General features: G+C 55.2%; 20 protein-coding genes and 1 pseudogene. 9 read left to right on the forward strand and 12 right to left on the reverse strand.

All coding sequences use genetic code 11. The features are described 5' to 3' along the window. Positions 1 to 387: 387 nt before the first annotated feature. The 8 genes and pseudogenes from AC2FIC_RS01330 to AC2FIC_RS01365 form a co-directional block, all read right to left on the reverse strand. Entirely contained in the window at positions 388 to 1,275 is an 888-nt protein-coding gene (locus tag AC2FIC_RS01330; protein ID WP_496690891.1) for a branched-chain amino acid ABC transporter permease, read from the reverse strand. Positions 1,276 to 1,278: 3 nt separating this feature from the next. After that, positions 1,279 to 1,992 carry an ABC transporter ATP-binding protein gene (locus AC2FIC_RS01335; RefSeq protein WP_496690890.1) on the reverse strand — a complete coding sequence of 238 codons (714 nt, stop codon included), beginning with the start codon at positions 1,990 to 1,992 and terminating at the stop codon, positions 1,279 to 1,281. Positions 1,993 to 2,004: 12 nt separating this feature from the next. Further along, on the reverse strand, positions 2,005 to 3,156 hold the full coding sequence (locus AC2FIC_RS01340) for an ABC transporter substrate-binding protein (protein WP_142635012.1): 1,152 nt from the start codon (positions 3,154 to 3,156) through the stop codon (positions 2,005 to 2,007). Then, positions 3,153 to 5,033 (reverse strand): branched-chain amino acid ABC transporter ATP-binding protein/permease, encoded by a 1,881-nt coding sequence (locus AC2FIC_RS01345; RefSeq protein WP_496690889.1) that lies wholly within the window; start codon positions 5,031 to 5,033, stop codon positions 3,153 to 3,155. The genes AC2FIC_RS01340 and AC2FIC_RS01345 overlap by 4 nt, the downstream gene beginning before the upstream one ends. Continuing rightward, the gene (locus AC2FIC_RS01350) at positions 5,030 to 5,800 is read right to left on the reverse strand and encodes an N-formylglutamate amidohydrolase (RefSeq protein ID WP_496690888.1); all 771 of its coding nucleotides are present in this window, start codon (positions 5,798 to 5,800) and stop codon (positions 5,030 to 5,032) included. Before AC2FIC_RS01350 ends, AC2FIC_RS01345 begins: the two co-directional genes overlap by 4 nt. Further along, positions 5,797 to 6,566: pseudogene (locus AC2FIC_RS01355) on the reverse strand (Rossmann-fold NAD(P)-binding domain-containing protein). The gene AC2FIC_RS01350 and the pseudogene AC2FIC_RS01355 overlap by 4 nt, the downstream one beginning before the upstream one ends. After that, positions 6,566 to 7,870, reverse strand: coding sequence for a glutamine synthetase family protein (locus tag AC2FIC_RS01360; RefSeq protein ID WP_496690887.1), 1,305 nt, complete (start codon positions 7,868 to 7,870; stop codon positions 6,566 to 6,568). The pseudogene AC2FIC_RS01355 and the gene AC2FIC_RS01360 overlap by 1 nt, the downstream one beginning before the upstream one ends. Beyond that, positions 7,867 to 8,715 carry a MurR/RpiR family transcriptional regulator gene (locus tag AC2FIC_RS01365; protein WP_496690886.1) on the reverse strand — a complete coding sequence of 283 codons (849 nt, stop codon included), beginning with the start codon at positions 8,713 to 8,715 and terminating at the stop codon, positions 7,867 to 7,869. Before AC2FIC_RS01365 ends, AC2FIC_RS01360 begins: the two co-directional genes overlap by 4 nt. Before the next feature lie 145 nt (positions 8,716 to 8,860). On the opposite strand from AC2FIC_RS01365, the gene AC2FIC_RS01370 reads away from it, so the two are divergent. The 7 genes from AC2FIC_RS01370 (at position 8,861) to AC2FIC_RS01400 (ending at position 14,519) form a co-directional block, all read left to right on the forward strand. Beyond that, positions 8,861 to 9,502 carry a cysteine hydrolase family protein gene (locus AC2FIC_RS01370; RefSeq protein ID WP_496690885.1) on the forward strand — a complete coding sequence of 214 codons (642 nt, stop codon included), beginning with the start codon at positions 8,861 to 8,863 and terminating at the stop codon, positions 9,500 to 9,502. 772 nt (positions 9,503 to 10,274) lie between these two features. Continuing rightward, a complete protein-coding gene (locus AC2FIC_RS01375) occupies positions 10,275 to 10,628 on the forward strand; it encodes a hypothetical protein (protein WP_142635000.1) in 354 nt (117 codons plus the stop codon). Between the two features lie 64 nt (positions 10,629 to 10,692). Beyond that, positions 10,693 to 11,457 (forward strand): hypothetical protein, encoded by a 765-nt coding sequence (locus AC2FIC_RS01380; RefSeq protein ID WP_496690884.1) that lies wholly within the window; start codon positions 10,693 to 10,695, stop codon positions 11,455 to 11,457. Between the two features lie 83 nt (positions 11,458 to 11,540). Beyond that, positions 11,541 to 12,740, forward strand: coding sequence for an N-acetyltransferase DgcN family protein (locus tag AC2FIC_RS01385; protein WP_496690883.1), 1,200 nt, complete (start codon positions 11,541 to 11,543; stop codon positions 12,738 to 12,740). Further along, on the forward strand, positions 12,737 to 13,858 hold the full coding sequence (locus AC2FIC_RS01390; RefSeq protein ID WP_496690882.1) for an alanine/ornithine racemase family PLP-dependent enzyme: 1,122 nt from the start codon (positions 12,737 to 12,739) through the stop codon (positions 13,856 to 13,858). The genes AC2FIC_RS01385 and AC2FIC_RS01390 overlap by 4 nt, the downstream gene beginning before the upstream one ends. A 48-nt stretch (positions 13,859 to 13,906) precedes the next feature. After that, positions 13,907 to 14,119 carry a hypothetical protein gene (locus tag AC2FIC_RS01395; protein ID WP_281972780.1) on the forward strand — a complete coding sequence of 71 codons (213 nt, stop codon included), beginning with the start codon at positions 13,907 to 13,909 and terminating at the stop codon, positions 14,117 to 14,119. A gap of 118 nt (positions 14,120 to 14,237) precedes the next feature. Then, the gene (locus tag AC2FIC_RS01400; protein WP_282021446.1) at positions 14,238 to 14,519 is read left to right on the forward strand and encodes a hypothetical protein; all 282 of its coding nucleotides are present in this window, start codon (positions 14,238 to 14,240) and stop codon (positions 14,517 to 14,519) included. A gap of 339 nt (positions 14,520 to 14,858) precedes the next feature. Here the strand turns inward: AC2FIC_RS01400 and AC2FIC_RS01405 are convergent, their stop codons facing one another. The 3 genes from AC2FIC_RS01405 to cobT all read right to left on the reverse strand — a co-directional run bounded on the left by AC2FIC_RS01405 (position 14,859) and on the right by cobT (position 18,978). Then, on the reverse strand, positions 14,859 to 15,200 hold the full coding sequence (locus AC2FIC_RS01405) for a DUF427 domain-containing protein (protein ID WP_142634990.1): 342 nt from the start codon (positions 15,198 to 15,200) through the stop codon (positions 14,859 to 14,861). A gap of 65 nt (positions 15,201 to 15,265) precedes the next feature. Beyond that, positions 15,266 to 17,047, reverse strand: a complete 1,782-nt coding sequence (locus AC2FIC_RS01410; RefSeq protein WP_496690881.1) for an aminopeptidase P family protein — start codon at positions 17,045 to 17,047, stop codon at positions 15,266 to 15,268. A 53-nt stretch (positions 17,048 to 17,100) separates the two neighbouring features. Next, positions 17,101 to 18,978 (reverse strand): cobaltochelatase subunit CobT, encoded by a 1,878-nt coding sequence (gene cobT / locus AC2FIC_RS01415; RefSeq protein ID WP_142634986.1) that lies wholly within the window; start codon positions 18,976 to 18,978, stop codon positions 17,101 to 17,103. Between the two features lie 461 nt (positions 18,979 to 19,439). On the opposite strand from cobT, the gene AC2FIC_RS01420 reads away from it, so the two are divergent. After that, entirely contained in the window at positions 19,440 to 20,261 is an 822-nt protein-coding gene (locus tag AC2FIC_RS01420) for a hypothetical protein (protein ID WP_496870004.1), read from the forward strand. Positions 20,262 to 20,354: 93 nt separating this feature from the next. Here the strand turns inward: AC2FIC_RS01420 and cobS are convergent, their stop codons facing one another. Further along, the gene (gene cobS / locus AC2FIC_RS01425) at positions 20,355 to 21,338 is read right to left on the reverse strand and encodes a cobaltochelatase subunit CobS (RefSeq protein ID WP_496690879.1); all 984 of its coding nucleotides are present in this window, start codon (positions 21,336 to 21,338) and stop codon (positions 20,355 to 20,357) included. 450 nt (positions 21,339 to 21,788) lie between these two features. On the opposite strand from cobS, the gene AC2FIC_RS01430 reads away from it, so the two are divergent. Next, positions 21,789 to 22,676, forward strand: a complete 888-nt coding sequence (locus AC2FIC_RS01430; RefSeq protein ID WP_496690878.1) for a Hint domain-containing protein — start codon at positions 21,789 to 21,791, stop codon at positions 22,674 to 22,676. Positions 22,677 to 22,678: the final 2 nt, after the last annotated feature.

Here is a 22,678-nt window from a genome sequence, read left to right on the forward strand (position 1 = left end):
AGCTGTGCAGAACTGAGCTTTCTGGCTGAAAAGCATCAGGCCTTGGAGTGCTGGTGAAGGACTAACTTTACCTCACTGACGCTCTGGAATTTGTGGAACGACGCGCAACTTTGAGCCGTCGACAGCTTCCCAGAATCTTTTGGAGCCAGCGGGTCATGCAATATTGGCCGTAACATCGAGGAATTCTGATCTATTGCGGACTCTTGTCGGTATCTGGTCAAAGAACGGCAGTGTGGTACAGCCCAATTCCGCTGCGGCTGCACCAATGTCTGATTTTGAAAGTTAGATTCAATTTCCGCAGAATCCGATTTGCACACTCTTTGTCTGTCATCGCGCTCTGAGGGCAACAATCCGAGCGAGTGATGAACTATGCGCCAACACCGCTCCTTACGATCTGTTGGCATTCGCCGCTGGAAGGAGGCCATCCGGGCGTAACAGCAACAACAAGATGACTGAGGCCAGAACCATTGCATCCCGGTATGGGGCCAGACTGTCTGGCAGGAAAGCCTGTAGCAGAACCTCCAGCCCGCCGACGATGAACCCACCAAGGACAGCGCCGCCCAAGCTGCCCAAACCCCCAAGTACGGTGGCAATGAAGGCCTTGAGAACGGGGAAAAATCCCATCAGTGGATCCACTGACCCGCGTTGTGCCGTCCAGATGACAGCGGCAATACCCGCAAGTAGCCCTGACAGGGCAAAAGCTACAGCAACGACCCGGTTGGCCTTGATACCCAGCAGTTTGAGCATCTCGATATCTTCGGCAGCGGCGCGCATGGCCATGCCAATCGTTGTGCGCCGCAACACGAATGTCAGGCCTGCAAGGGCTGAAAATGTTACGATGATTGATACGGTCGGGATAATGCCAAATGTCGTCTGGCCGATATGATAGGTGCCAGACCATGACGCTGGAAAAGAGATCGGGACGGGTCTGGCGGAAATTCCGTTCTGGAACAGAACTTTGAGGATCTCGGATACCGCGAAAGATGTGATCAAAAGTGCAACGACATCCGCGCCGCGCATGGCGCGAAACGCTGTACGCTCCATTGCCATGGCCATGAACACAGAAGCGCCAAGCCCGACAACAAGAGCGGCGATCGGCGGCAGGCCAAAGCTCATGGCCAGAAAGATGCCATAGCCCCCGAACGTCATGATTTCGCCATGCGCGAAATTGATCAATCGCACAATAGAGAACACAATCGCCAGCCCCAGGGCCAGCATCGCATAAATTCCCCCAAGGCTAAGCGCGTTGATCATTTGTTGAAGAAGAACATCCATCGCTCAAGCCGCCAGATATGCGGATTGCAAGACCGCGTCATTTGCTAGTTCCGACGGTGCACCGGCAGCGGCAACAGCGCCATTCGCCAGCACGACAGCATGATCGGCAATGTCCAGGGCAAGAGCCGCGTTTTGCTCGACCAGAAGCACTGAAATACCGTCGGCTTTCAATTCTTCTACGATGTCGAAAATCTGATCCACGACCTGCGGCGCAAGGCCAAGCGACGGTTCGTCCAGCAACAGCAAGCGCGGTCCGCTCATCAAGGCACGTCCCACCGCCAGCATCTGTTGTTCGCCCCCCGACAAAAGCCCCGCCATCTGACGGCGGCGTTCGCCCAGGATCGGGAAACGCTCTTTCATCTCGGCCAAACGTTTGGCGCTGAGCGTCTCGTCGCCCAGAATTGATCCGGCCAGCATAAGATTTTCTTCGACCGTCAGCTGCGCAAACACGCGGCGTCCTTCCGGTGAGATGGCCACACCCGCCCGCACAATGGCGTCGGGTGCGGCTCCTGTCATATCCTTGCCAAAAAGGGAAACAGCGCCCGATACCACGGGCAAAGCACCTGCGATGGCCATGACCGTCGTTGTCTTGCCTGCGCCATTGGCCCCTAAAAGCGCTGTTATGCCGCCTTTGGGGACGATCAGGTCAATGCCCTGAACCGCGCGGATTGGGCCATAGCGGACGTGCAAGCCTTGGATATCGAGTGCTGTTTCCATTGGGTTCAGACCTTACGGCTGTGGCAGGATTGCGGGATCAGCTGAGGTGCGCAGGACAAACTCTTTTTCGCCTGCATCGGTAATCCGTGCGACCACAACATCACGCAGAGGCATCCGGTCGGTCCCCGCGAAAGTGAAATTGGACATGATACCCTCACCATTCTCAATGCCGGCCATCGCGGCAGTCACGGCAGCAGGGTCTGTCGTGCCAGCCGCTGCGACAGCATCCTCGATCATATGCGCAATATCGCAGCCATTGACGTAGTAATTGTTGTCAGGCGTGATCCCCTTTGCAGCAGAGAACCGCGCGATGAAATCGGCATAGGCAGAGCCTTCGTCTGGAAAGCCACCAGATGTATGCGCTACGCCTGTGACGACATCACCAAGGCCGCGTACGGTTGGTGAATCGAGTACGTCACCTCCCATCACCTGGGTATCAACCCCGGCACCGCGCAGCGCACGGATGAAGGCCGGGAAATCAGGCTCCCAAGCCCATGTGACGATCACATCCGGGGTGGTATCCGCATTCTTGATGGTCGTCACGATGGCAGAAAAGTCGGGCTGGTTCAGCGAATAGTTGCTTTCCCCGACAACGGCACCACCAAGCGATGTGAAGGCCTCGCCAAAGTACTCGGGCCCACCCAATGTGTAGGCACTGTCTGGGGATTTCACGAGCCAGACACGTTCGAACCCTTGCTCGCGTGCGTGGCCTGCTAGTACGGCGGCCTGCTGGTTGTCCGCAGGGTAACTGCCAAAGACATGTTCACCGACTTGCGTCAGAACCGGGGCTGTTCCGGCAAAGGTCATTGTTGGGATGCTGTCAGCCGCTGTGATCTGGGCCGCGGCGATTGTCGGATCGGCATCGGCTGACGCCACGATGAACTGCGCGCCGTCATCGATCATTTCCTGTACAACTTTAACGCCTTCGGCGATGTCAGACCGGGTGTCGCGCACAATCAACTCAACCGGTGTTGTGCCGTTCAGGCCCCCCTTGGCGTTCATTTCGTCAATGCAGAACTGGAACCCGGCATAGGCGGGTCCGTCATAGGGGGCCAGATAGCCCGATTGCGCGGACATTACGCCGATTTTATAACTCTCAGCCATCGCTGTTCCAGCCAGGCCGGTGATAACTGCTGTTGAAAGAAGAAGGGCATTACGTATCATTTTATTGCTACCTCTGTTGGTTGACTTCGGTTGGTTTCGCTAATTTCTGCTTTTTGGGCTGTGCGCCCTTTGCCGATGTAAGCCTCGATGACTTTGGGATTTGCGCGCACGTCTTCAGGCGTGCCTTGCGCGATGACGCCACCTTGGTGCATCACCACGATCCAGTCCGACAGGCGGTTCACGAACCTCAGGTCATGATCGATCAGAAGGACACCGAGGCCGCGTGTTTTGCCGACCTTAATCAGCCGATCAGCCAGGTCATCTGTTTCGCCGGGATTCATGCCAGCGGCCGGTTCATCCAGTAAAAGAATCTTCGGGTCTTGTGCCAAAGCGCGGGCGATTTCCAGGCGCTTGCGGGCACCATATGGCAGGCTGTCGGCGCGATACCCGGCGACTTCCTCAAGATCAAAGGCATCTAGTTCACGCAGGGTGATAGCCGCGGCAGTCTTGCGGTCGTGACCTGCGGCCAAAGCGGCAACAAGAACATTTTCATAGGCTGTCAGACCGCTGAACAGGCGCAAGTTCTGGAAGCTACGCGAGACACCAAAGCCTGGCACTTTGTGATGCGAGACACGGGTCAGATCAACCTCGCCCATATGCGCAGAACCGGTGTCCGCCTGATAGGCGCGTGTCAGCAAGTTAACAAGCGTGGACTTGCCAGCACCGTTGGGGCCAATCAGGCCAGTGATGCGCCCAGTCGGAGCTTCGAAACTGACGTCTCTTACGGCTTTGACGCCTGCGAAACTTTTTGACAGGTTTGATGCTTTCAGCGTGGCTGGGACGACGGGCTCGGGCGTGCGCGCAGGAGTTACTCGGGACTTCAGGCGCCCGAGCAGATTTGCATCGGAGCCAGGGCCAAGTTCAAAGCCTCCGACCAGACCCTGAGGTCGCGCCCAGATCACCAGCAGGATGGCAAGCCCCAGGACAATCGTCGTCAGGCCAAAGACCTCGGGCAAGGTGACGCCAAGCACAGTTGAGCCGCCTTCGAACTGGCGCACAGTGTCCTGCAGCAGCGTCACCGCGATCACCCCGACCACTGCGCCGCCAACCGATGACATTCCGCCGACAATCATCATGACCACCTGCGCAAAGACGAGCCCAAGGTAGAAGGATGCGGGTGAAAATGCCCCTAGCATATGCCCGTAAAGTGCACCTGCGACTGTCGCCATGGTACCAGAGGCACACCAAGCGATGAATCTTGTGCGTCGGGCATTGATGCCAAGTGCTGTTGCGGCATCCTCATCGTCACGGGCCGCGCGGGAAAACAGGCCCAAACGGCTTTCGCGATACCAACGGGCCAGCAGGATTGCGACCGTGGCCGCGCCGAGGGCCAGAACCAGATCTGTCACCCTTGGCACACCGTAAAACGTCTGGCTGCCGCGTGTGATTTCGCGTGCGGCGATGGCCACGCCATGGGCGATGATCAGCAGGCCAAGCGTGGCAATCGTGGCAGACGCACCCACAAGCCGAGCGATGGCGCTTCCGGTTAAAGCTGCAAAGGCAAGTCCCGCAAGGGCGACCACCGGCAGCGACACCCAGATCGTTACTTCATGGCCTGCCAGAAATGACGGTAGATCCGGTAGGGCAGAACGTTGAAGAGCAGCAGGCATGGTGAGAATGCCTGACAGATAAGCGCCTAGCGCCAAAAACGCGCCATGCCCGAAAGACACAATGCCCGTGTTGCCGCAATAAATCGCAAGGGCCACTACGGCGACCACATTGACACACATCTGTACAGCAATCCGCTCGCCAGTGCGTCCAAAAATCAACGTCAGCCCAAGCACCACAGCCAGCAGCACAGCAACCGCCGCCGCCGTCCGGAGCAAGTTGGACGCCCGCAAGCGTCCGGGATGTGTATGAAGGGGGGCGATGCTCATGAGGGAATGTCCCCTACTGCTGTAAGGATTGCGTCTGCCAGCAGATCCGCCCACAGCCCGACTTGCGATTGTTCGCGGATTTGATCGTTTCGAATTTCAATCAGGCAATGCACAAGCTCACGGGGTTCTGCATGCGCTGGAATAAACCAATCGCCCTCAGTTTCGATCTGATAGGGCTTGTTCAACGCAAAGGTCATGTCAGGGCGGCGCTGCGCGATATGTGCCATCAATGCTTTGGCAGCACCGCCTGTACCGCGGCTTAAAAAGCCTGCCTGCCAAGGCCGGTCCTTGCCATCGAGATGCGGTGTAAAGGAATGGATCGAAAACGCGGCACGACGCGGACGGTTGGCAAAGAGCCGATTCAACTCTGCATCCATAGGTCGGAAGATTTCATCGACACGCATGGCCCGGCTCAATTCGGTGATCGCGCTGTTCCCCGGCACCTCAACCTGGTCGCTGATCGCAGGGACCGCCAAGGGGCTGTCAGGGGGACGGTTACAGTCAAATACCAGCCGTGAGTAATTTTGGACGACGAGAGGCGCGTTCAACTGTTCAGCCAACTGGCGAGCTACATTCTGAGCACCAATGTCCCAGCCGCGGTGGCTTTCAATGACGTCGCGGTGGACGCCCAAATCTCCAAGCATCTCGGGGACCGCATTGCCTGCATGCTCACACAGCAGCACGATCTCCGACGTGCTATCCGCATTAACGACGTCAATCGGCGCAGGATCGTTCGGCCCCAATAAGGTATGAGTACACAAATTCATGCAGCTTGGACCGCACGGTGTGTGTATCGTCTTATCATACCGAGCAGATCCTTGGGATCGTGCGGGTCGGCAATCAGATCCAGCATTTCGCTTGGGGCGCCGTCAGTCGCTTTTTGGTGCAGCCAGCGTGTGGCCGAGAAATCCTCGACCACAAAGCCAACACCATCAAAAACCGTGATCTGATCTTCGGAGGTTCGTCCCTTTTTAGAACCGGTTAGAACCTGCCACAGTTCGTTGACCGCGTGATCCGAGTCGAGTTGCTGGATATCGCCCTCGATGCGCGTCTGTTTTGGGTACTCTACAGAAATATCATTGCGCATCAGAATATCCTGTAGCCGATACTCGCAGCGGTTTTAGCTGATTTTGGGGCCAATATACGCGTCACCATCGCCGATGTTGCCACCGTGCGAAGCGCCGTCAGAAGGGTCATTTCAGAAAAGGGCTGTGGATAGCCGGTATCAACAGAGGCCAGCACACCAACGGCGGTTAGGGTTTGCAGGCCGACCTTGGTGTTCGATGGGTGCCCGTTCACGGACTTGAAGGTGTGATCCACACCATCAGAGGTTGGCATCAGTTCAATCACACCCGCCTTAGAATGGGACGCAACGCGCGGTGTTTTGTCAAATACCGGCCAGCGTTTGAAATCGGCTTCGATCATATTGGCCAATTCCGCAAGGCAGTCCCGTAGGCCATGCTTGTGGACCAGGTCCCGCATGTTTTCGACGCTGACAAATGGAGCTAATGCTCTGTCAGAGGGCGCACTCATCAGTATGTTCCTTCATACGCGGCGCATTTCTGTGCTGTGTCCAGGTCTTTTACCGCGTCGATTTCTGCAGCCTTATGGGCGGCGTAGACGCTCGCGAAATCTGGTCCGAACCAACCGGTGACTGTCGTATCCGCCTGAAACGCCTCAAGGGCAGCCTCAAGCGTTTCGGGCAGGCGCACAAAACCACGCGCCGTGAGATCATCCGCTGACAGAAGCGACAGGTCTTCCTCGGTCGGCGCGGGCGCTTTCAGCCCATCTTCGATCCCCTGAACACCAGCATGTACAACAGCGGCCAAAGCCAGGTAGGGCGACGCCGCTGCATCCGCCGCGCGGTATTCAATGTTGAATTGTCTGGCGATTGAAGCGGGGTCCTTTGCCGTCACAGGGCAGACCCTTAACGAGGCCTCGCGGTCTCGGAACCCGAGATTGTTATACGCAGCCGACCACCGGTGCGGAGTAAGGCGTTCGTATGACACGACAGACGGTGCCGTTAGCGCCAGAATGTTAGGCAGGTATTTTAGCACGCCAGCAGCGAACCCATCAGTAAGTCTGGACATCCCGCAGGGGCCGCTTGCATCAAATGTGACCGGCTCGCCGGCATCGTCGACAAAGCTCATGTGGATATGAACGCCATTGCCGACGCTCGCCACATCGCGGATTGGCGTAAAGGTTGCAGCCTCACCCAGGTGACGCGCTGCCGAGCGAGTAAGCTCGCGCAGGATTACTGCCTCATCTGCCGAGCGCACACCTTTGGCAGGGCCGATAACGACCTCGTATTGATTGGGGCCGAATTCCTTCATGATACTGTCTGGTTCAAGCCCGTTTTCGGCGAGTGTCGCCATCAGCACTTCGCAAAGCTTCCGCTGAATCTCGAACCCTTCGCGTCCGTATCCCTGGTTTTCCACCGCCGGTGGGCTTTTCAGTTGAAACTCGTGCTCGAACGCCGAGATCAGATGAACGCCTGCTACATCATGCAGGCGCTTCAGCGCGGATTTGAGGATAGCGCGCGTACAAAAGGCCCAAGGATCCCCGTCAAGCGTGACGACATCGCCCATCAGGAAATGCTCGGTCACATCTCCAAATGTCGCCCGGGCCTCTGCGTTTGCATCGGGAATCAAAAGCAAATCACCTAGCGCGCCGAACGGGCTGTCAGCGATTATGTCGAAACAGGTGATCTGCACATTGGTAGGGGTCCAGCCGAGCCCCCGCACCAGCCGTTTTTCCAACTGATCAGCGGGAAAGGCTTTGCCGCGCACCTTTCCGGCAACATCGGATATGGCAGCAAAAATTAGCGGCAGGGTCATTTTTCATTTTCCTCTTGAGTAAAGCGCAAAGCATCCCAGGCCTTGATACGGTCTCGGGTCTGATCCCAGTTGTCCTCGGCGATCCGCGTCACGATGGCCTCGGTCACCGAGAGAGCCGCTGAGTAAGTATCCCACAAGGTGCCGCTATCAATTGGCACCGGCATGACCTCATGGGCGTGTTTGGCAATCGGTGAAATCCATTTGTCCGTCATCAGGATCACACGGGCATTCCGATCGCGTGAGGCAACAAGCGACAGCTGCTCCAGCGCCGGTTGGTAGCGGCGAAAATCAACAGCATAAAGGATATCCCCGGGCCGCATCCGCAACAGATATTCTGGCCAGCCTTCAGGCGTATCAGGCAGATGAAACACATCCTTGCGGATCTGACGCAGGTGGAACGAAAGATGCTTGGCGATCGTATCGCTGATCCGGCCACCCAGCACGTAAACGCTGCGTTTCGGGTCGGTCAGAAGGGTGCAGATCTGGTTAAACTGATCTTCGGTGATAGCATCAGCCGCCATGGCCATCTGGCTGGCCGATTTGGAAATAAAGTCCTTCAGATATCCCCCATGAACGGGCCGTTCCGCCTGGTGGAGTTGAACAGGCGAGCGGTGCCCTTCTTTCAATTCCGCGATAAGATCACGTTGGAAATCCTGATATCCATCAAGTCCAATCTTGGTAACAAACCGTGAGATTGAAGGCGGTGACACCTCGGCGTGTTTTGCCAGCTCCTGGATCGAGGAAAGGCCAGCAAATGGGTAATCCGACAGGATAGCTGCAGCAAGTTTGCGCTCTCCGCTGGTTAGCATATCGGCTGCGTTTTCGATGCGGTCTCTGATCAACATGCGCTATATGGTGGTGGAAAAATATTTTCTGTCAATCTAAATTGAATTGACTTTGGAATTTTATTTTCTTTTAGTATGGACGTCATGATCCCCCTCATTCATAAAATTAGACCTCTTGGGCATACATTTGAAAGCAGAGACAGACATGGAATTGACCCGCGATCTTCCACTAGAACATGACCTATCGGGATTGCTGTTTATTGACGTGCAGAACTTTGCAGCCCACAGGGATGGTGCCGAATTCGAAGGGCTGACAAATGCCGAGTTTGACGCAAAGTTTGGCTGGTTTTTTGAGCAGCTGAAATCCCGTATCGTACCTAATATGCAAGCCTTGCAAAAGGGATTTCGCGCGGCGGGAATCGAGGTTCTTTACACAACGATTGAAAGTCTGACCAAAGACGGGCGCGACAGATCTCTGGATTACAAAATCACGGGCTTCAACGTGCCCAAAGGATCCTGGGACGGCAAGGTGATCGACGAACTGGCACCAGCCGATGATGAGATCGTGTTTCCAAAATCTTCGTCCTCAGTCTTTGTCTCGACCCACATAGATTACGTGCTGCGCAATCTCGGCATAAAGCAATTGGTGCTGGCAGGGATCGTGACCGATCAATGCGTCGAAAGCGCAATTCGCGATGCTTGTGATCTGGGCTATCTGGTCACCCAAGTGACGGATGCCTGCATGACCTACACGCAAGAGCGTCACGACAATTCCCTGCAAACGATCAAAGGCTACTGCCGTCAGGTGACGACAGCCGAATTGCTTGACGAAATCGGTCGTGGCTAGGTCGGTGAGGCGCCCAGCCGATCCGTTTGGCGGCGCGTCTCAGGCGTTACCCACGCCCGTTTTCTCGCCAAATTCCGATTTTTCCCTGCGCGTCAGTCCAACCTGTCATCATCCAAAAAATCGCTCAGAAATGTTTGGCGAGGCACACTCAAAACAGCATGTGAGATCAGAGACAAACCCACACTTTTCGGTAAAACGTCCAAGCATTATCTGCCCTCACCGCATGTTTTCCTTGATGCAGCGAATGCCAGTTTCAGAGTGACATAGTAAAAAGGCTACATAAGTGGTCACGGATTTGCCGATACACAAAGCAAATGCCAGGTTGAAACCATTTTTTTGATCGGTATCGGGGCCTTGGGAACAGCGGTAGGGCCACGAGCGTTGTAATTGCGTCTCCAAGTGGTTATATAGAAAACACTAAAGTTCTGGTTTTCTGCAGCCCAGGCGTATCGCCTGCTAGAGCGAACTAAGTTCTTCCATCATGAAAATTCAGCTGTCACGTCCTCTACTTGGATATGATGTTTGGGAAAGTTGCCGATGTTTTCGCGCACGACCACATCGCTTGTGACGTTAGTTGATCCGTTTGTGGTGATCAGACGCACCGATGGCTTGCCAATAAACCACAACGCAACCGTTGATCAAATGAGCTTCCGATAGGCAAGAACTGCGCCTATCGACCATCGCGTCCTGGGAATGGCCTGGGCGCAAGATCAAGATTGCGCAGAAAGACATAAAACAGCGAGGCGGCGCTTTCTCCGCCAGAGGATCTAAAATGACATTTCCAGAATGGACGAAACCAGGCATCTACGGTGCTTTGTGTGGTGCGGTTGCGGTCTCAATCCTTGGCTTTACCTGGGGCGGATGGACAACCAGCGGCAGCGCTCAAGAGTTGGCGAAAGACCATGCTAGCGAAGAAGTAACGCTTGCGATGGTGCCGGTCTGCCTGAACAGGTCAACCGCTGACCCCAAGCGCGAAGAAATAATCGAAACACTGCAAGAGGCCTCGGGCTTCAACCGCCGCAAGGCCATGATGGATACAGGTTGGGCAACACTGCCGGGGTCAGATTCGCCAAGCCGCGACCTCGCAGATGCCTGTATCGCGGGGCTTGAGCTGGATGGATCATAAGGCAAAGGCAATGCCGCAACTCTTTCGGACGACTTGGCGCGCAAATCTGTTACTAGGCATTCAGATGAGTGCGGCGCTGATCGGGTTTACACTCGGTGCTTTGCTTTTATTTTCGATGCCTGCATTCGCTCAATCTACATCGCAATCGGTGCCAGAAAATGCCACTGCAACGAGTTACGGTGACGGTTGGAAATGCAACGCCGGGTATAGGTTGAGTGGCGACGTCTGCGCAGCTGTCGTAGTGCCAGAAAATGCCTATCCGACCAACCGTACCTATGGTTTGGGTTGGGAATGTCTTCATGGTTTTCGCGAGAACGATGAAGCGACCTGTGTTGCGGTGATTGTACCCGATGGCGGATTCCTTGATTCATCAGGTGAACGTTGGCATTGCTCTCGCGGTTTTCTCAAAATCGACGATACGTGCCAAGAAATTGTCGTACCCGCAAACGCTTATCTGGCTGATACGACCTATGGACCCGCGTGGGAATGCAAACGTGGGTTCGAAGCATTGGACGACCGTTGCGTCGCCATTGTGGTCCCGGCCAACGCGTATTTGAATTCATCAGGATACGGTCAACCCTGGACATGTGAACGTGGATTTTTTGTACAGGATGGCACGTGCGCGGCCGTCGTGGTCCCTGAACATGCCTACTTGGACGATGCAACGTACGGCACGGGATGGAAGTGCGAGCGGGGATACGCGACCTCAGGTGTGAATTGCGAAACAATAGAGCTTCCTGCGAATGCCCATCTTGACAGGTCCGGAAACCGTTGGAACTGCAACAAGAATTTCAAGTCATCTAAAGGCCTGTGCGTTCTCGATAACTGAGCGCTCGGCGCGACTATTTCGACTTTGGTATCCGATGGTGACGACCGTGTTGCCTTGGGTGTCGACCACACAAAGGAAACATCATGAAAACCGACTTTAACGTGGCAAACACGATCCGTCGTCCTGTTAGCGGGGCGCAGGCGCCGCCATTGACCAGCGACGAACCCATAAGATCAACTTCTGCCACTCAGATCATCTTGCCGCCAACTGCGATTGTCTATTGCCAAGGTAACTTTGCCAAGGCGGATGGCAAAACTGCAAATGGCCTCGTTCGCCATTCAGAGGCCTACAGGATCCTGTCTGTCATAGATAGCGATCACGACGGAAAAGACAGCGGGTTGGTTCTTGACGATACTGTAAACCACATTCCGGTCTTCAGAAGTCTGGACGCTGCTGTTGTCCATGAAGCCGTAATCCCAGATACCCTCATTTACGGGATGGCACCATCTACAGGCAGGCTCTCATCGACAGATCGTGACGTTGTTCTCGACGCGATATCACTTGGTATGAACATCGTCAGTGGATTGCATGAGTATCTGGGCGATGATCCAGAAATCGCCTCTTTTGCGGCCGAACGCAAAGTCACCATCCGAGATATTCGCAAACCTAAACCCAGCAAGGATATGCGCCTGTTCGATGGAAGTATTGCAGGTGTGAAAGCACTGCGCATAGCGGTTCTTGGAACCGACTGCGCCATTGGAAAGCGGACAACAGCGACTGTTTTAGCCCGTGCCTTGAACGCAAGAGGCATCAAGACTGTCCTTGTTGGTACGGGCCAGACAGGTTTGATGCAGGGTGCAAAATATGGGGTGGCAATGGATGCCGTGCCGCCGCAGTTCTGTTGCGGCGAACTTGAAGGCGCGATTGTTGACGCATCCGAGGTTGAACGACCCGATGTCATATTGATCGAAGGTCAAGGGGCGTTGAGCCATCCGGCATTCTGCACATCCGCCTTTATCCTGCGGGGCAGCCAGCCGGACGCCGTAATCCTCCAGCACGCTCCAAAGCGCGCGCATCGCTGTGACTTTCCCAATATGCCGATGCCCAAGCCTGCAAGTGAGATTGCCCTTATCGAAGCATTTGCTGACACAAAGGTCATTGGTGTCACGCTCAATCATGAGGGGATGTCCGAGGCCGAGGTAACCGACACGATCGCCGCACAGTCACAAATACTCGGGCTGCCGGTAACGGATGTACTCAGCCGGCCGGCTTCGCATTTGCTTGCAATGGTTGTTGCCGCTTATCCTGGGTTACATCACTCGACACCCGTGGCCGCGATATGAGTACCCCTCGCATTGAGGTGCATCTGAGCAAGATACGTCACAATGCGAAGACTGTTGTCGAGCGCCTCAAGACACGCGGCATCGGTGTCACCGGTGTGACCAAGGCAGTGTGCGGGCATCCAGCCATCGCTCAGGCAATGCTCGACGGCGGCGCTGTGGGTCTTGCGGAAGCGCGGCTTAGTAACGTGCGAAGGTTACGCAACGCGGGCATGACATGCCCGATCACATTGATCCGTACACCAATGCTGAGTCAGGTCGATCAGGTCATCCAATACTGTGAGGCGAGCTACAATACAGAAATCCTCGTGATTACCGCTCTGGCCGCCGCCGCGATCCGGAAAGACTGCATTCACGGCATTATCCTGATGGTTGAGATGGGCGATCTGCGCGAAGGGATCGTGCCAAAAGACCTCGGCTCAGTTGCACAGCAAGTGGTGGACATGCCCGGTGTTACGCTGAAAGGCATCGGAGCGAACTTTGCATGTCTGGGGGGGATTGCCCCGAATGCTGCAGATATGGAGGCCCTATCTGACCTGGCGAATGAAACAGAGGGGCAGTGTGGTCCCTTCCTTCACACGGTATCTGGCGGAAACTCGGCCAACCTTCCTTGGGCCCTCGGCGGACACCCAGTTTGTCGCATCAATGATCTAAGGCTGGGGGAAGCAATACTTCTGGGCGTTGATCCGGTTTCCGGAGATCAGATAGGCGGGATGTATACGGATGCATTCACGCTTGTCGCTGAGGTAATTGAAACAGGGTCCAAACCTGCATCTCACCCTCAGAGCATCTGCGATCCGGTATTCAAAAGACTTCACCTCGTCCCGAAAAGCGGACAGAGCACACAAATAATTCTGGCCGTTGGTCAGCAAGATACGGACATTTTGGGGCTTTCGATGCCCCCTGGATATAGGCTTATTGGTGCAACAAGCGATCATCTTGTCGTTGGCACTTACCATTCGACGCAAAGCGTAGGATCGGAAATGAAGTTCCAAATGAACTATAGTGCATTGATGAATGCTATGTCCGCTCCTGACGTTAAGACAAAGCTGCTCCGTGGCAGTCATTCACGACACGCGCATGTCTCTCAAGGATCAGGCAATCACCTGGCATCGATTTGAACACTCAACTGATAAATGAACCGTTGAAAACGGTTAGGAGAATAACCATTGGCAAAGCTGACAAAAAAAACTGTCTTCAATGCACACGTTCCCAAGGCGGAAACACCGATGGACAAAACAACGCGGATCGTTAGAGAAATGGTCAACGAAGAAGCAGAGCAAAGACAGATCAAGAATGCCCGGCTCCGCAAAACTCGGCTCGAAAGGGATGCGAATACATTATCTGAAGCCTGTCCGCCGAAGCCCGTCAAAAAGCGGTGACAGGATAGTCGCCCCTTCTTTTTGCGCGACTGGAATGATCGAAACACGAACAAAGCGGCTAGCGAGCATTTTTTTCCCATGCATCAATCGCACCCATACTCATTTTACGGATACTGCCATGACAATCTCAGATGAGAGCTCAGAAAAAATTCACTATATCTGCCAGACATATGTGGAAAATAAGCCCGGTCGCGGAGGGCAAGGAAGCTTGAAAATTGGCAAGCAATTTGAATATTCCACGGCAGCAGAGGCACAAAACAGAGCAGAAAGGGAAGCGCTATCCGACGATTGCGCTGGCGCTGATGCCTACATGGTCAGTGAGGACCCGAACAGTGGCGAGGTCGGGGCGCCAAGCTTCATCATTAGGCTTGGAAATGTTCCGGAATTTGATGAGTTTTAGATCTTGAGCAGGCTTCAGTTTAACTCTCTAAACTCACATTGATTGCGGCATTAGATCGACAAAAAGCAAATCTATTTGGTGCCAGAAAAACAGACCATTTTGGGCGTGGGTTTTGCCAAGAAACTGAGCCATGAATACCGGAAAAAGCAGTTATTAGTTTAGGCGCAGCGAGAAATCCCAAGGTGCAGGTCGGGCTCGTTTGATACTTTCGTGGTATCCAGCGTAAAGGATCGTTCTCTTACTTCGAGCCAGATTTTGACGTGAAGGCCAAAGCGATCTGGCCTTTCATATTGTGCAACAACTAGATTGAGTAGAGGTATTGCGCATCTGGGACATGCATCAGATTTGTTCGACCTTCACGGAATCAAGCGGGTAGAAGGCGACATGGCCTTTGATGTCTAAGGCAGAATGGATCGGGTCTTCATAGCTCCAAGCAGCGTTTTCAGTGACCGAGGATTTGTTGACGATCGAAAAATGCGTGGCTTGGCCCTTGTGTTTGCACTGCGTGACCTTGTCGGTAACATCCAGAAATGCCATCGCGATATCGGTACGAGGGAAATAGATGACCGGATCAAGATCGCCCTCGAGCAATTCCAGAGCATTTGTGGTTTCACCCAGAATGGCGCCTCCTGAACGGACGCTCCATTTGCCTGGTGTCTTGCGAATGGTGATCTCGGTCATCTTTGCTCTTTCCTCTGGTCCGGTTTCCCGCTTGTCCACTGCCCGGTATATGTAACGATGCGGTGTCAGATCGGTGCGGTTGCGGCATCCAACCACAGTTGGGCGTCATCTCCCAGCCTTGGTCGAACTTTTTCGGCAACTTCGCGGTGATATGCGTTCAGCCAGTCGCGTTCGACTGCCGTCAGCATATCGGTCAGAACCAAGCGTCGGTCGATAGGGACATAGGTCAATGTGCGCCATTCCAACATGGGACGTTCCGCGTCACCACTGGGCAGGGTAGGGGCAGATTGCACCACCAAAAGGTTTTCAATCCGGATTCCAAAGGCACCTTCGCGGTAATAACCCGGCTCATTCGACAAGATCATGCCCGGCAGCAAGGGCTCATGGCTGGCTTTGGACAGACGCTGAGGGCCCTCATGCACACTCAGATAGGCACCGACGCCGTGCCCGACACCGTGATTAAAGTCCTGACCCGCTGCCCATAGGGGCATACGCGCCACGGATTCGATATCACGTCCAGCCAACCCGGCAGGCCAGCGCAGCATAGACATGGCGATCATGCCTTTCAGCACGCGAGTAAAGCAGGCTTTTTCTTCTTCACCCACATTGCCGATAGCAATGGTCCGGGTAATATCAGTCGTGCCATCCAAATATTGTCCGCCGCTGTCCAGCACCAGGATATGACCGTCTTGCAGCAGGTTGTCGGTTTCCTCGGTCACCCGGTAATGCATGATCGCGCCATTGGGTCCTGTCCCTGCAATCGTATCGAACGAGATATCCTGCAGGGCATTATCCTTACGCCGGTTCTCCTCAAGCCGAGTGACCACCTGCGTTTCCTTAACATCGCCAGCGGCTTGCGCATCCAGCCAGCACAGCGTTTCGATCACAGCGACAGCATCGCGCAGATGTGCCTCGGCACTGCCTGCGATTTCGGCAGGGTTCTTGCAGGCTTTGGGCAGCCCACAAGGGTCGCCGCCATCGACCATCTGCCCCTCTAGCACATCGGCCACTGCCTGTGGCAGCGTACCAAGATCAACCTGGACCTTGCCGTCAAGCGCTGCGACAGCCGTTAAAAACGTGTCCGGCGCATGAACTGTGACTGAATCGGCCATCGCCACGTTCAGCTTTTGGTGCGCCATGAACAGATCCACGCGGCCATCCGCATGCAGTATAGCAAACCCATGTGCCACCGGGTTGTACCCGATATCGGAGCCCCGAATGTTCAACAACCACATGATCGAGTCGGGCAGGGTAATCACCGCTGCGCCACAGCCCGCGTCCTGCAGGGACTGCGCCAGACGCGCGATTTTGCTGTCTGCGCTTTCGCCCGCGAATTCGATCGGGTGCAGCTTTACCGGGTTCATTGGTCGATCGGGTTGATCCCGCCAAACCCGGTCCACCAGATTGTCGCTGCGCACCAGTGTAATATCTCGGCCTTCAAGGTCGGTCTGCGTTTTCGCGATCTGACCCGCCGAATGTAGCCACGGATCAAAGCCAACCCGACCACCCTGCGGGAGTTGTTCCGTTAGCCACGCGGCAAGGCTGACCTCGGGCCATGGAACAGGTGTGTAATCGGCGGCGACCTGCGCTTTGACCTGAGTGCGATAACGTCCGTCAATGAAGACGCCGGCCTTATCTGCCAAAACCACGCAAAACCCGGCCGAACCTGTGAACCCGGTCAGCCAGGCAAGCCGTTCGTCGCGCGGGGCCACATACTCGCCTTGATGCACATCCGCGCGCGGGACCAAGAAACCGTCCAACCCGTCGCGTGCCAATTCGGTCCGCAGATCGGCCAGCCGGGGCGGGCCCTGTTCCGGCCGTGCGGTCACGGCGAAGGACTGAAACATGTCATACCTCTATCAGTTTGGAGCGCGCGACGCCATGTTATGGAAAAGGCGATTCAGCCTACTCTCTTCATTCCCATCACCCGTGCTCGTGCGCGCGGATCACTGTCAAACAGAGCGGCCAGTTGCTCAGTCATGGCTCCGGCCAGTTGCTCGACATCCGTGATGGTCACGGCGCGGTCGTAATACCGGGTCACGTCATGGCCGATGCCGATGGCAAGCAATTCCACCATCTTGCGCTTTTCGACCATCCCGATCACATCGCGCAGGTGCTTTTCCAGATAGTTTGCTGGGTTCACGCTGAGCGTTGAATCATCGACCGGCGCCCCGTCCGAGATTACCATCAAAATCTTGCGCTGCTCGCGCCTTGCCGTCATCCGGCGATGCGCCCATTCCAGCGCCTCGCCGTCGATATTTTCCTTCAGCAGACCTTCTTTCATCATCAGCCCCAGATTGGGCCGGGCGCGTCGCCACGGGGCATCTGCGCCTTTGTAGATGATATGGCGAAGGTCGTTCAGGCGACCGGGCTGCTGTGGACGGCCATCGTTCAGCCAGGCCTCGCGCGCCAGCCCGCCTTTCCACGCTCGCGTGGTAAAGCCCAGAATCTCGACCTTGACGTTGCAGCGTTCCAGCGTGCGTGCCAGAACATCCGCGCAGATCGCCGCGATCGAAATAGGTCGCCCGCGCATCGAGCCCGAATTATCCAACAGCAGCGTCACCACCGTATCGCGGAACTCAGTGTCCTTCTCGACCTTAAAGCTCAGCGGTGTGGTTGGGCTTGCAACAACACGCGCCAGACGGCCTGCGTCCAGAATGCCTTCTTCGCGGTCGAACTCCCAGCTGCGGTTCTGTTGCGCCTGCAACCGGCGCTGCAATTTGTTGGCCAAACGGCTGACGGCGCCTTTCAGCGGTTCTAGCTGTTGATCCAGATAGGCCCGAAGGCGTTCCAGCTCAGCGGGCTCCGCCAGATCCTCGGCGGCGATCTCTTCGTCATGGGTGCTCAGGTAGACCTTATAGTCGGGATCAGCATCGGATGCAGGCGGAGGGGCAGGCGGCTCCAGCGGGGCCTCGCCCTCGGGCATCTCGGCCTCTTCTCCCATTTCATCCTCGGCCATCTCATCCATGGAGACTTGGGCCTGAGACTGATCCTGCTGTTCTTCCTGTGACTGCTCAGGGGTCGCATCCGCGTCCTGTTCGTCCTGATCATCCTGGCCAGTGCTGTCGGGGTCGGGCTGTTCTTCGGCGTCGTCTTCGGCCTGATCTTCCTGATCTTCGTCCAGCTCATCCGGGTCATCGCCCAGCTGATCGCCATAGCCCAGATCCTTGATCATCTGGCGTGCAAACTTGGCGAATTCGGCCTGGTCCGAAAGCACCTCGTCAAGGTTCTCCAGTACGCCCCCTGCCTGATCTTCGATAAACCCGCGCCACAGGTTCATGACATTGTCAGCCGCAGGCGGCAGGTCGCGACCAGTGGCCAGATGCCGGATCAGATAGCCGGCGGCCACCGAAAGAGGCGCGTCAGCTGGCTGTTTGCATTGATCATACCCACGCCGGATCGCTTCGTGCCCGATCTTGACGTCGATGTTGGACGCAGTGCCTGGCATGTCCCGCGCACCCATCGCTTCGCACCGGGCAACCTCCATCGCCTCATACAGATCGCGGGCCATGTCACCCGGAGGCGCATAGCGATTATGAGTAGCATCATCGTGATAGCGTCGCTGCAAAGCCAAAGCATCCGCGGTCCCGCGCGCCAACAGAACCTCTTCCCGCGTCATGCGCCGCGAGACCTGAGGCAACCGCATCGACTCACCCGACAGGCCCGACGGGTCGACCGTATAGCTCACCGTAAGTTCCGGATCGTCGGCCATCACTTTGGTGGCTTCGGCCAGAGCTTTCTTGAACGGATCAGCGGGGTTGTCTTTGGGTTTGCTCATCGGTGGCAGGTCCGGTCTTGTTCTACTTGGGCAACCTAGAGCCAATCATAGGTCTTGACCATAGGGTCGGCCTTGTTTTCCGGGTAATCAGCGGCACGCCCGAATTGCAAAAACGCCGGACTTGTAGAAAAGGGGCAACGCCCGGCTTCTGCGTGGCCTGTGATTCTAACTGGGGGTGACTTTTCCATCAGTACAATGCAAAACGAACGGTACACGAACGCGTGATATAGTTATTTGTTTGGGACGGTTTTATGGGACTCTGAAGACAAATTCGAAAATTGTTCGGGATCAAAAGGCAGACCATAGATTTACAGCCCTCGGGCTGGCTAGCCGAGAATGTTTTCTGTCAGTCACCCTCAACGCCGCTGAGTGAGATAGTTCACGTTTTCGATCCCAAATACAAAGATCCTGACCCAATCAACCTAGTGCATATCGTCAATTTCTTTTCTGTCGACGGAGCGATGAATGATGTGCAGCGCGCTACGTTGGATAGCATGGTGACTGCCAAATCAGATCCGTTGGCTGGTGAAGGTGAAACAACATTGGTGCAGGTTCCGGTGCATGGGGACGAAGATCTGATTCAGGCCCATTTCGGCCTGCAAGTTGCGACAAAACTGGAACGCACGGTTCTGGATGTCGGAACGTTTCGAATTCCTCGGCCTTTGCCACTTTTGTTTGATATTCTGGAAAAGGGTGCATCCGTTGCGAAACCCGGAGATTTTGTAATCTACACTAATGCAGATATTTGTCTTCAGCCCTATTTTTATGGCGCGGTACGTCAGCTTATTGCGGGTGGTTTCGATGCCATCACGATCAATCGTCGGACATTTGGCGATGCGCATGGGTTTTCCCATGACCCCCTATCTATGGGCGAGGTCGGTATGCAGCATCCGGGTTTCGACTGCTTTGTTTTTTCCAAAGAAGTTTTCGATCAATTTGTCCGTACAGATTCCTGCCTCGGGATGTCTGGGGTCATACAACCAATGCTATTCAACCTCGCTGCGCACTCGAAACGAATGCTGATGCTCAAGAATGTCAGTCTGACGTTTCATTTCGGCGATGATCGGCCGTGGAAAACCCAGGACTTTGATGATTATGCCATGCATAACTTCACAGAGGCGGCGGATAGTTTAACCAAATTGGCGGAAGACGTCAGTAAACGCGGTCATCTTCGCGAATTCTGTGACAATCACATTGGAATCTGGAAACTTGACGACGACGGATTGTTGGCTCCAGATGCGGCTCGAGAAGCTGCACAGGCACATTTGGCCAATAATGCATAAAGGCTAGCTTTCGTAGCTTTTGATGATGTGGCCCTACCAGAGCTTCCGAAAGCCTGTGCCACGCACAAGCCCCCGGAAATTCCGTATATTTTGTTATCCCAAGCTGGTGCTTGCAGCGCTTTCCGGGAGTTCCTCATCAAAACACCGCTGATAGAACTCGGCCACTGTCTGGCGCTCCAGCTCGTCGCATTTGTTCAGAAAGGATAGGCGGAAAGCATAGCCGACATTGCGGAAAATCTCGGCGTTTTGGGCCCAGTTGATTACCGTTCGGGGGCTCATCACGGTCGAAAGATCACCGTTCATGAAGGCGGTCCGAGTCAGATCGGCAACGGTGACCATCTGAGCGACGATCTTGCGGCCCTCGGCAGTGTTGTAATGCGGCGCTTTGGACAGAACGATCATCGTTTCTGCGTCATGGCTAAGGTAGTTCAGCGTCGCGACCAGAGACCAACGGTCCATCTGGGCTTGGTTGATCTGTTGTGTGCCGTGATACAGGCCGGTCGTGTCACCCAGGCCAACAGTATTGGCGGTGGCAAACAGGCGGAAATACTTGTGCGGGGTCAGAATCTCGTTCTGGTCCAGCAGGGTCAGGCTGCCATTGGTTTCCAGAACGCGCTGGATCACAAACATCACGTCTGCGCGCCCGGCATCGTATTCGTCAAAGACGATCGCAACAGGGTTACGCAGAGCCCAGGGCAGAATTCCTTCGTGGAAATCCGTAACCTGCTTGCCGTCGCGCAGTTTGATCGCGTCCTTGCCGATCAGGTCGATCCGGCTGATATGGCTGTCGAGATTCACACGCACAGCCGGCCAATTCAGGCGTGCGGCAACCTGTTCGATATGGGTCGATTTACCGGTGCCGTGATAACCCTGAATCATCACGCGGCGATTATGGGTAAACCCTGCGAGGATTGCCAGCGTCGTATCTGGGTCGAACTTATATGTCGGGTCGATCTCGGGAACCCGTTCTGTCTGTTCGTAAAAGCGTTTGACCTGCATGTCAGAATCGATGCCGAACACATCTCGGACCGAAATCTCTTCTGTTGGTTTTGCGTTTGCGTCAATCGGCCAATCCATGCCTGTCGTCCTTATCCTGATACCGCGGCCCCCGCGCGGGCTTCTGAACCCGTGTGTGGTGCAACATATTGCGGGTAAGGGCAAGGGGAAGCGGCGAGGCTAAAAGGCTGGGGCGCAGTTTCATTCATATTGACGCACTCGGCACACCGCCTCCGTTCGTTTCAGATAAAGGGACAGTGCCCAATCGGTTTACACATAAGGAGATGGTCTTGGTGAAATTGCACTCTTACATTAGGCGATATTGTTGGCCGGCAGGCAACAATATGCATTCAAATATGAAAATATCACTTAGTTTGGGGGTAACTGTGTTTTAGACTGAACATATTGGTGAGTTTTGATGGGTTACGAGTGAGGTGGTTTATGAGAAGCTTGGTTCAGGCTGCTTTCAGTTCTGTACATTCCATGGTCATTTGTTGGCGCATTCGGTCGTCAGCATCCTGGGACTGACCAATGGCTTTTGATGCCCTTCTCCATACTGTCAACAGCACCGGCCGCGGAGACCTGATCGTTCAGGACACGACCGTTCCTGCCATTATCTCTGGCTCTACGATCTCGTTCGATGGTGGGGCAACGTTCCAGACCTACACATATCTTGGCCAAGGCAATTACCGTGGCACAGGGGAATCTGGCGAGTTCATTCGGGTGGGCGGCCAGGTTTATGCCTGGGACACGGCGAACCCGACGGGCCCGATGACATTGGGGAACTGGAAGATCACGACCTCGGACCTTGATCCAACAGACCCACCCTGTTTTGTTTCCGGGACTTTGATTGATACCGACAACGGACCGGTCCCGGTCGAGAAATTGGTTGTTGGCGACAGGGTGCTCGTCTCGAATGGCGGGGCACTGCCTATTGTCTGGATCGGCAAAAGGGCTCTTAGCACTATGGCTTTGCACAGCAGGCCAAAGTTCAGACCTGTCTGCATCCGGAGAAATGCCCTGGGCAAAGGGGTGCCGGATCAGGATTTGTACGTGTCGCCTCAGCATCGGATCGTGCTGGAAGGCTGGCGGGCCGAGTTATTGTTTGGCGAAGCAAAGGTTTTTTCGGCTGCCATCCATTTGGTCAATGGCGATACGGTCTATCAAGTGTCGCCCGATAAGCCGGTAGAATATTTTCACATTGCCTGCGAACGGCACGAGATTTTGACATCCAATGGCGTGCGCAGCGAAAGCCTGTTTCTGGGCGACAGGGCGCTGCAATCCTTTCACCGCGAAGACGTCGACGAATTGCGCGCGCTATTCCCTGAACTGTGTGCTGAGGCGTCGGTTCCTCGAACGCGGTTACGTTGCTTGAAACGCCCCGAAGTGCTGGCGCTGCAGGGTATGGCCAGCAATTAAAA

The organism is Ruegeria sp. CDSC079, assembly GCF_059610505.1.

Bases quoted from the DNA above. Each gene is read 5' to 3' on its own strand.
- AC2FIC_RS01330 (WP_496690891.1), bottom strand. From the start codon at position 1,275: ATGGATGTTCTTCTTCAACAAATGATCAACGCGCTTAGCCTTGGGGGA.
- AC2FIC_RS01335 (WP_496690890.1), bottom strand. From the start codon at position 1,992: ATGGAAACAGCACTCGATATCCAAGGCTTGCACGTCCGCTATGGCCCA.
- AC2FIC_RS01340 (WP_142635012.1), bottom strand. From the start codon at position 3,156: ATGATACGTAATGCCCTTCTTCTTTCAACAGCAGTTATCACCGGCCTG.
- AC2FIC_RS01345 (WP_496690889.1), bottom strand. From the start codon at position 5,033: ATGAGCATCGCCCCCCTTCATACACATCCCGGACGCTTGCGGGCGTCC.
- AC2FIC_RS01350 (WP_496690888.1), bottom strand. From the start codon at position 5,800: ATGAATTTGTGTACTCATACCTTATTGGGGCCGAACGATCCTGCGCCG.
- AC2FIC_RS01360 (WP_496690887.1), bottom strand. From the start codon at position 7,870: ATGACCCTGCCGCTAATTTTTGCTGCCATATCCGATGTTGCCGGAAAG.
- AC2FIC_RS01365 (WP_496690886.1), bottom strand. From the start codon at position 8,715: ATGTTGATCAGAGACCGCATCGAAAACGCAGCCGATATGCTAACCAGC.
- AC2FIC_RS01370 (WP_496690885.1), top strand. From the start codon at position 8,861: ATGGAATTGACCCGCGATCTTCCACTAGAACATGACCTATCGGGATTG.
- AC2FIC_RS01375 (WP_142635000.1), top strand. From the start codon at position 10,275: ATGACATTTCCAGAATGGACGAAACCAGGCATCTACGGTGCTTTGTGT.
- AC2FIC_RS01380 (WP_496690884.1), top strand. From the start codon at position 10,693: ATGAGTGCGGCGCTGATCGGGTTTACACTCGGTGCTTTGCTTTTATTT.
- AC2FIC_RS01385 (WP_496690883.1), top strand. From the start codon at position 11,541: ATGAAAACCGACTTTAACGTGGCAAACACGATCCGTCGTCCTGTTAGC.
- AC2FIC_RS01390 (WP_496690882.1), top strand. From the start codon at position 12,737: ATGAGTACCCCTCGCATTGAGGTGCATCTGAGCAAGATACGTCACAAT.
- AC2FIC_RS01400 (WP_282021446.1), top strand. From the start codon at position 14,238: ATGACAATCTCAGATGAGAGCTCAGAAAAAATTCACTATATCTGCCAG.
- AC2FIC_RS01405 (WP_142634990.1), bottom strand. From the start codon at position 15,200: ATGACCGAGATCACCATTCGCAAGACACCAGGCAAATGGAGCGTCCGT.
- AC2FIC_RS01410 (WP_496690881.1), bottom strand. From the start codon at position 17,047: ATGTTTCAGTCCTTCGCCGTGACCGCACGGCCGGAACAGGGCCCGCCC.
- cobT (WP_142634986.1), bottom strand. From the start codon at position 18,978: ATGAGCAAACCCAAAGACAACCCCGCTGATCCGTTCAAGAAAGCTCTG.
- AC2FIC_RS01420 (WP_496870004.1), top strand. From the start codon at position 19,440: ATGAATGATGTGCAGCGCGCTACGTTGGATAGCATGGTGACTGCCAAA.
- cobS (WP_496690879.1), bottom strand. From the start codon at position 21,338: ATGGATTGGCCGATTGACGCAAACGCAAAACCAACAGAAGAGATTTCG.
- AC2FIC_RS01430 (WP_496690878.1), top strand. From the start codon at position 21,789: ATGGCTTTTGATGCCCTTCTCCATACTGTCAACAGCACCGGCCGCGGA.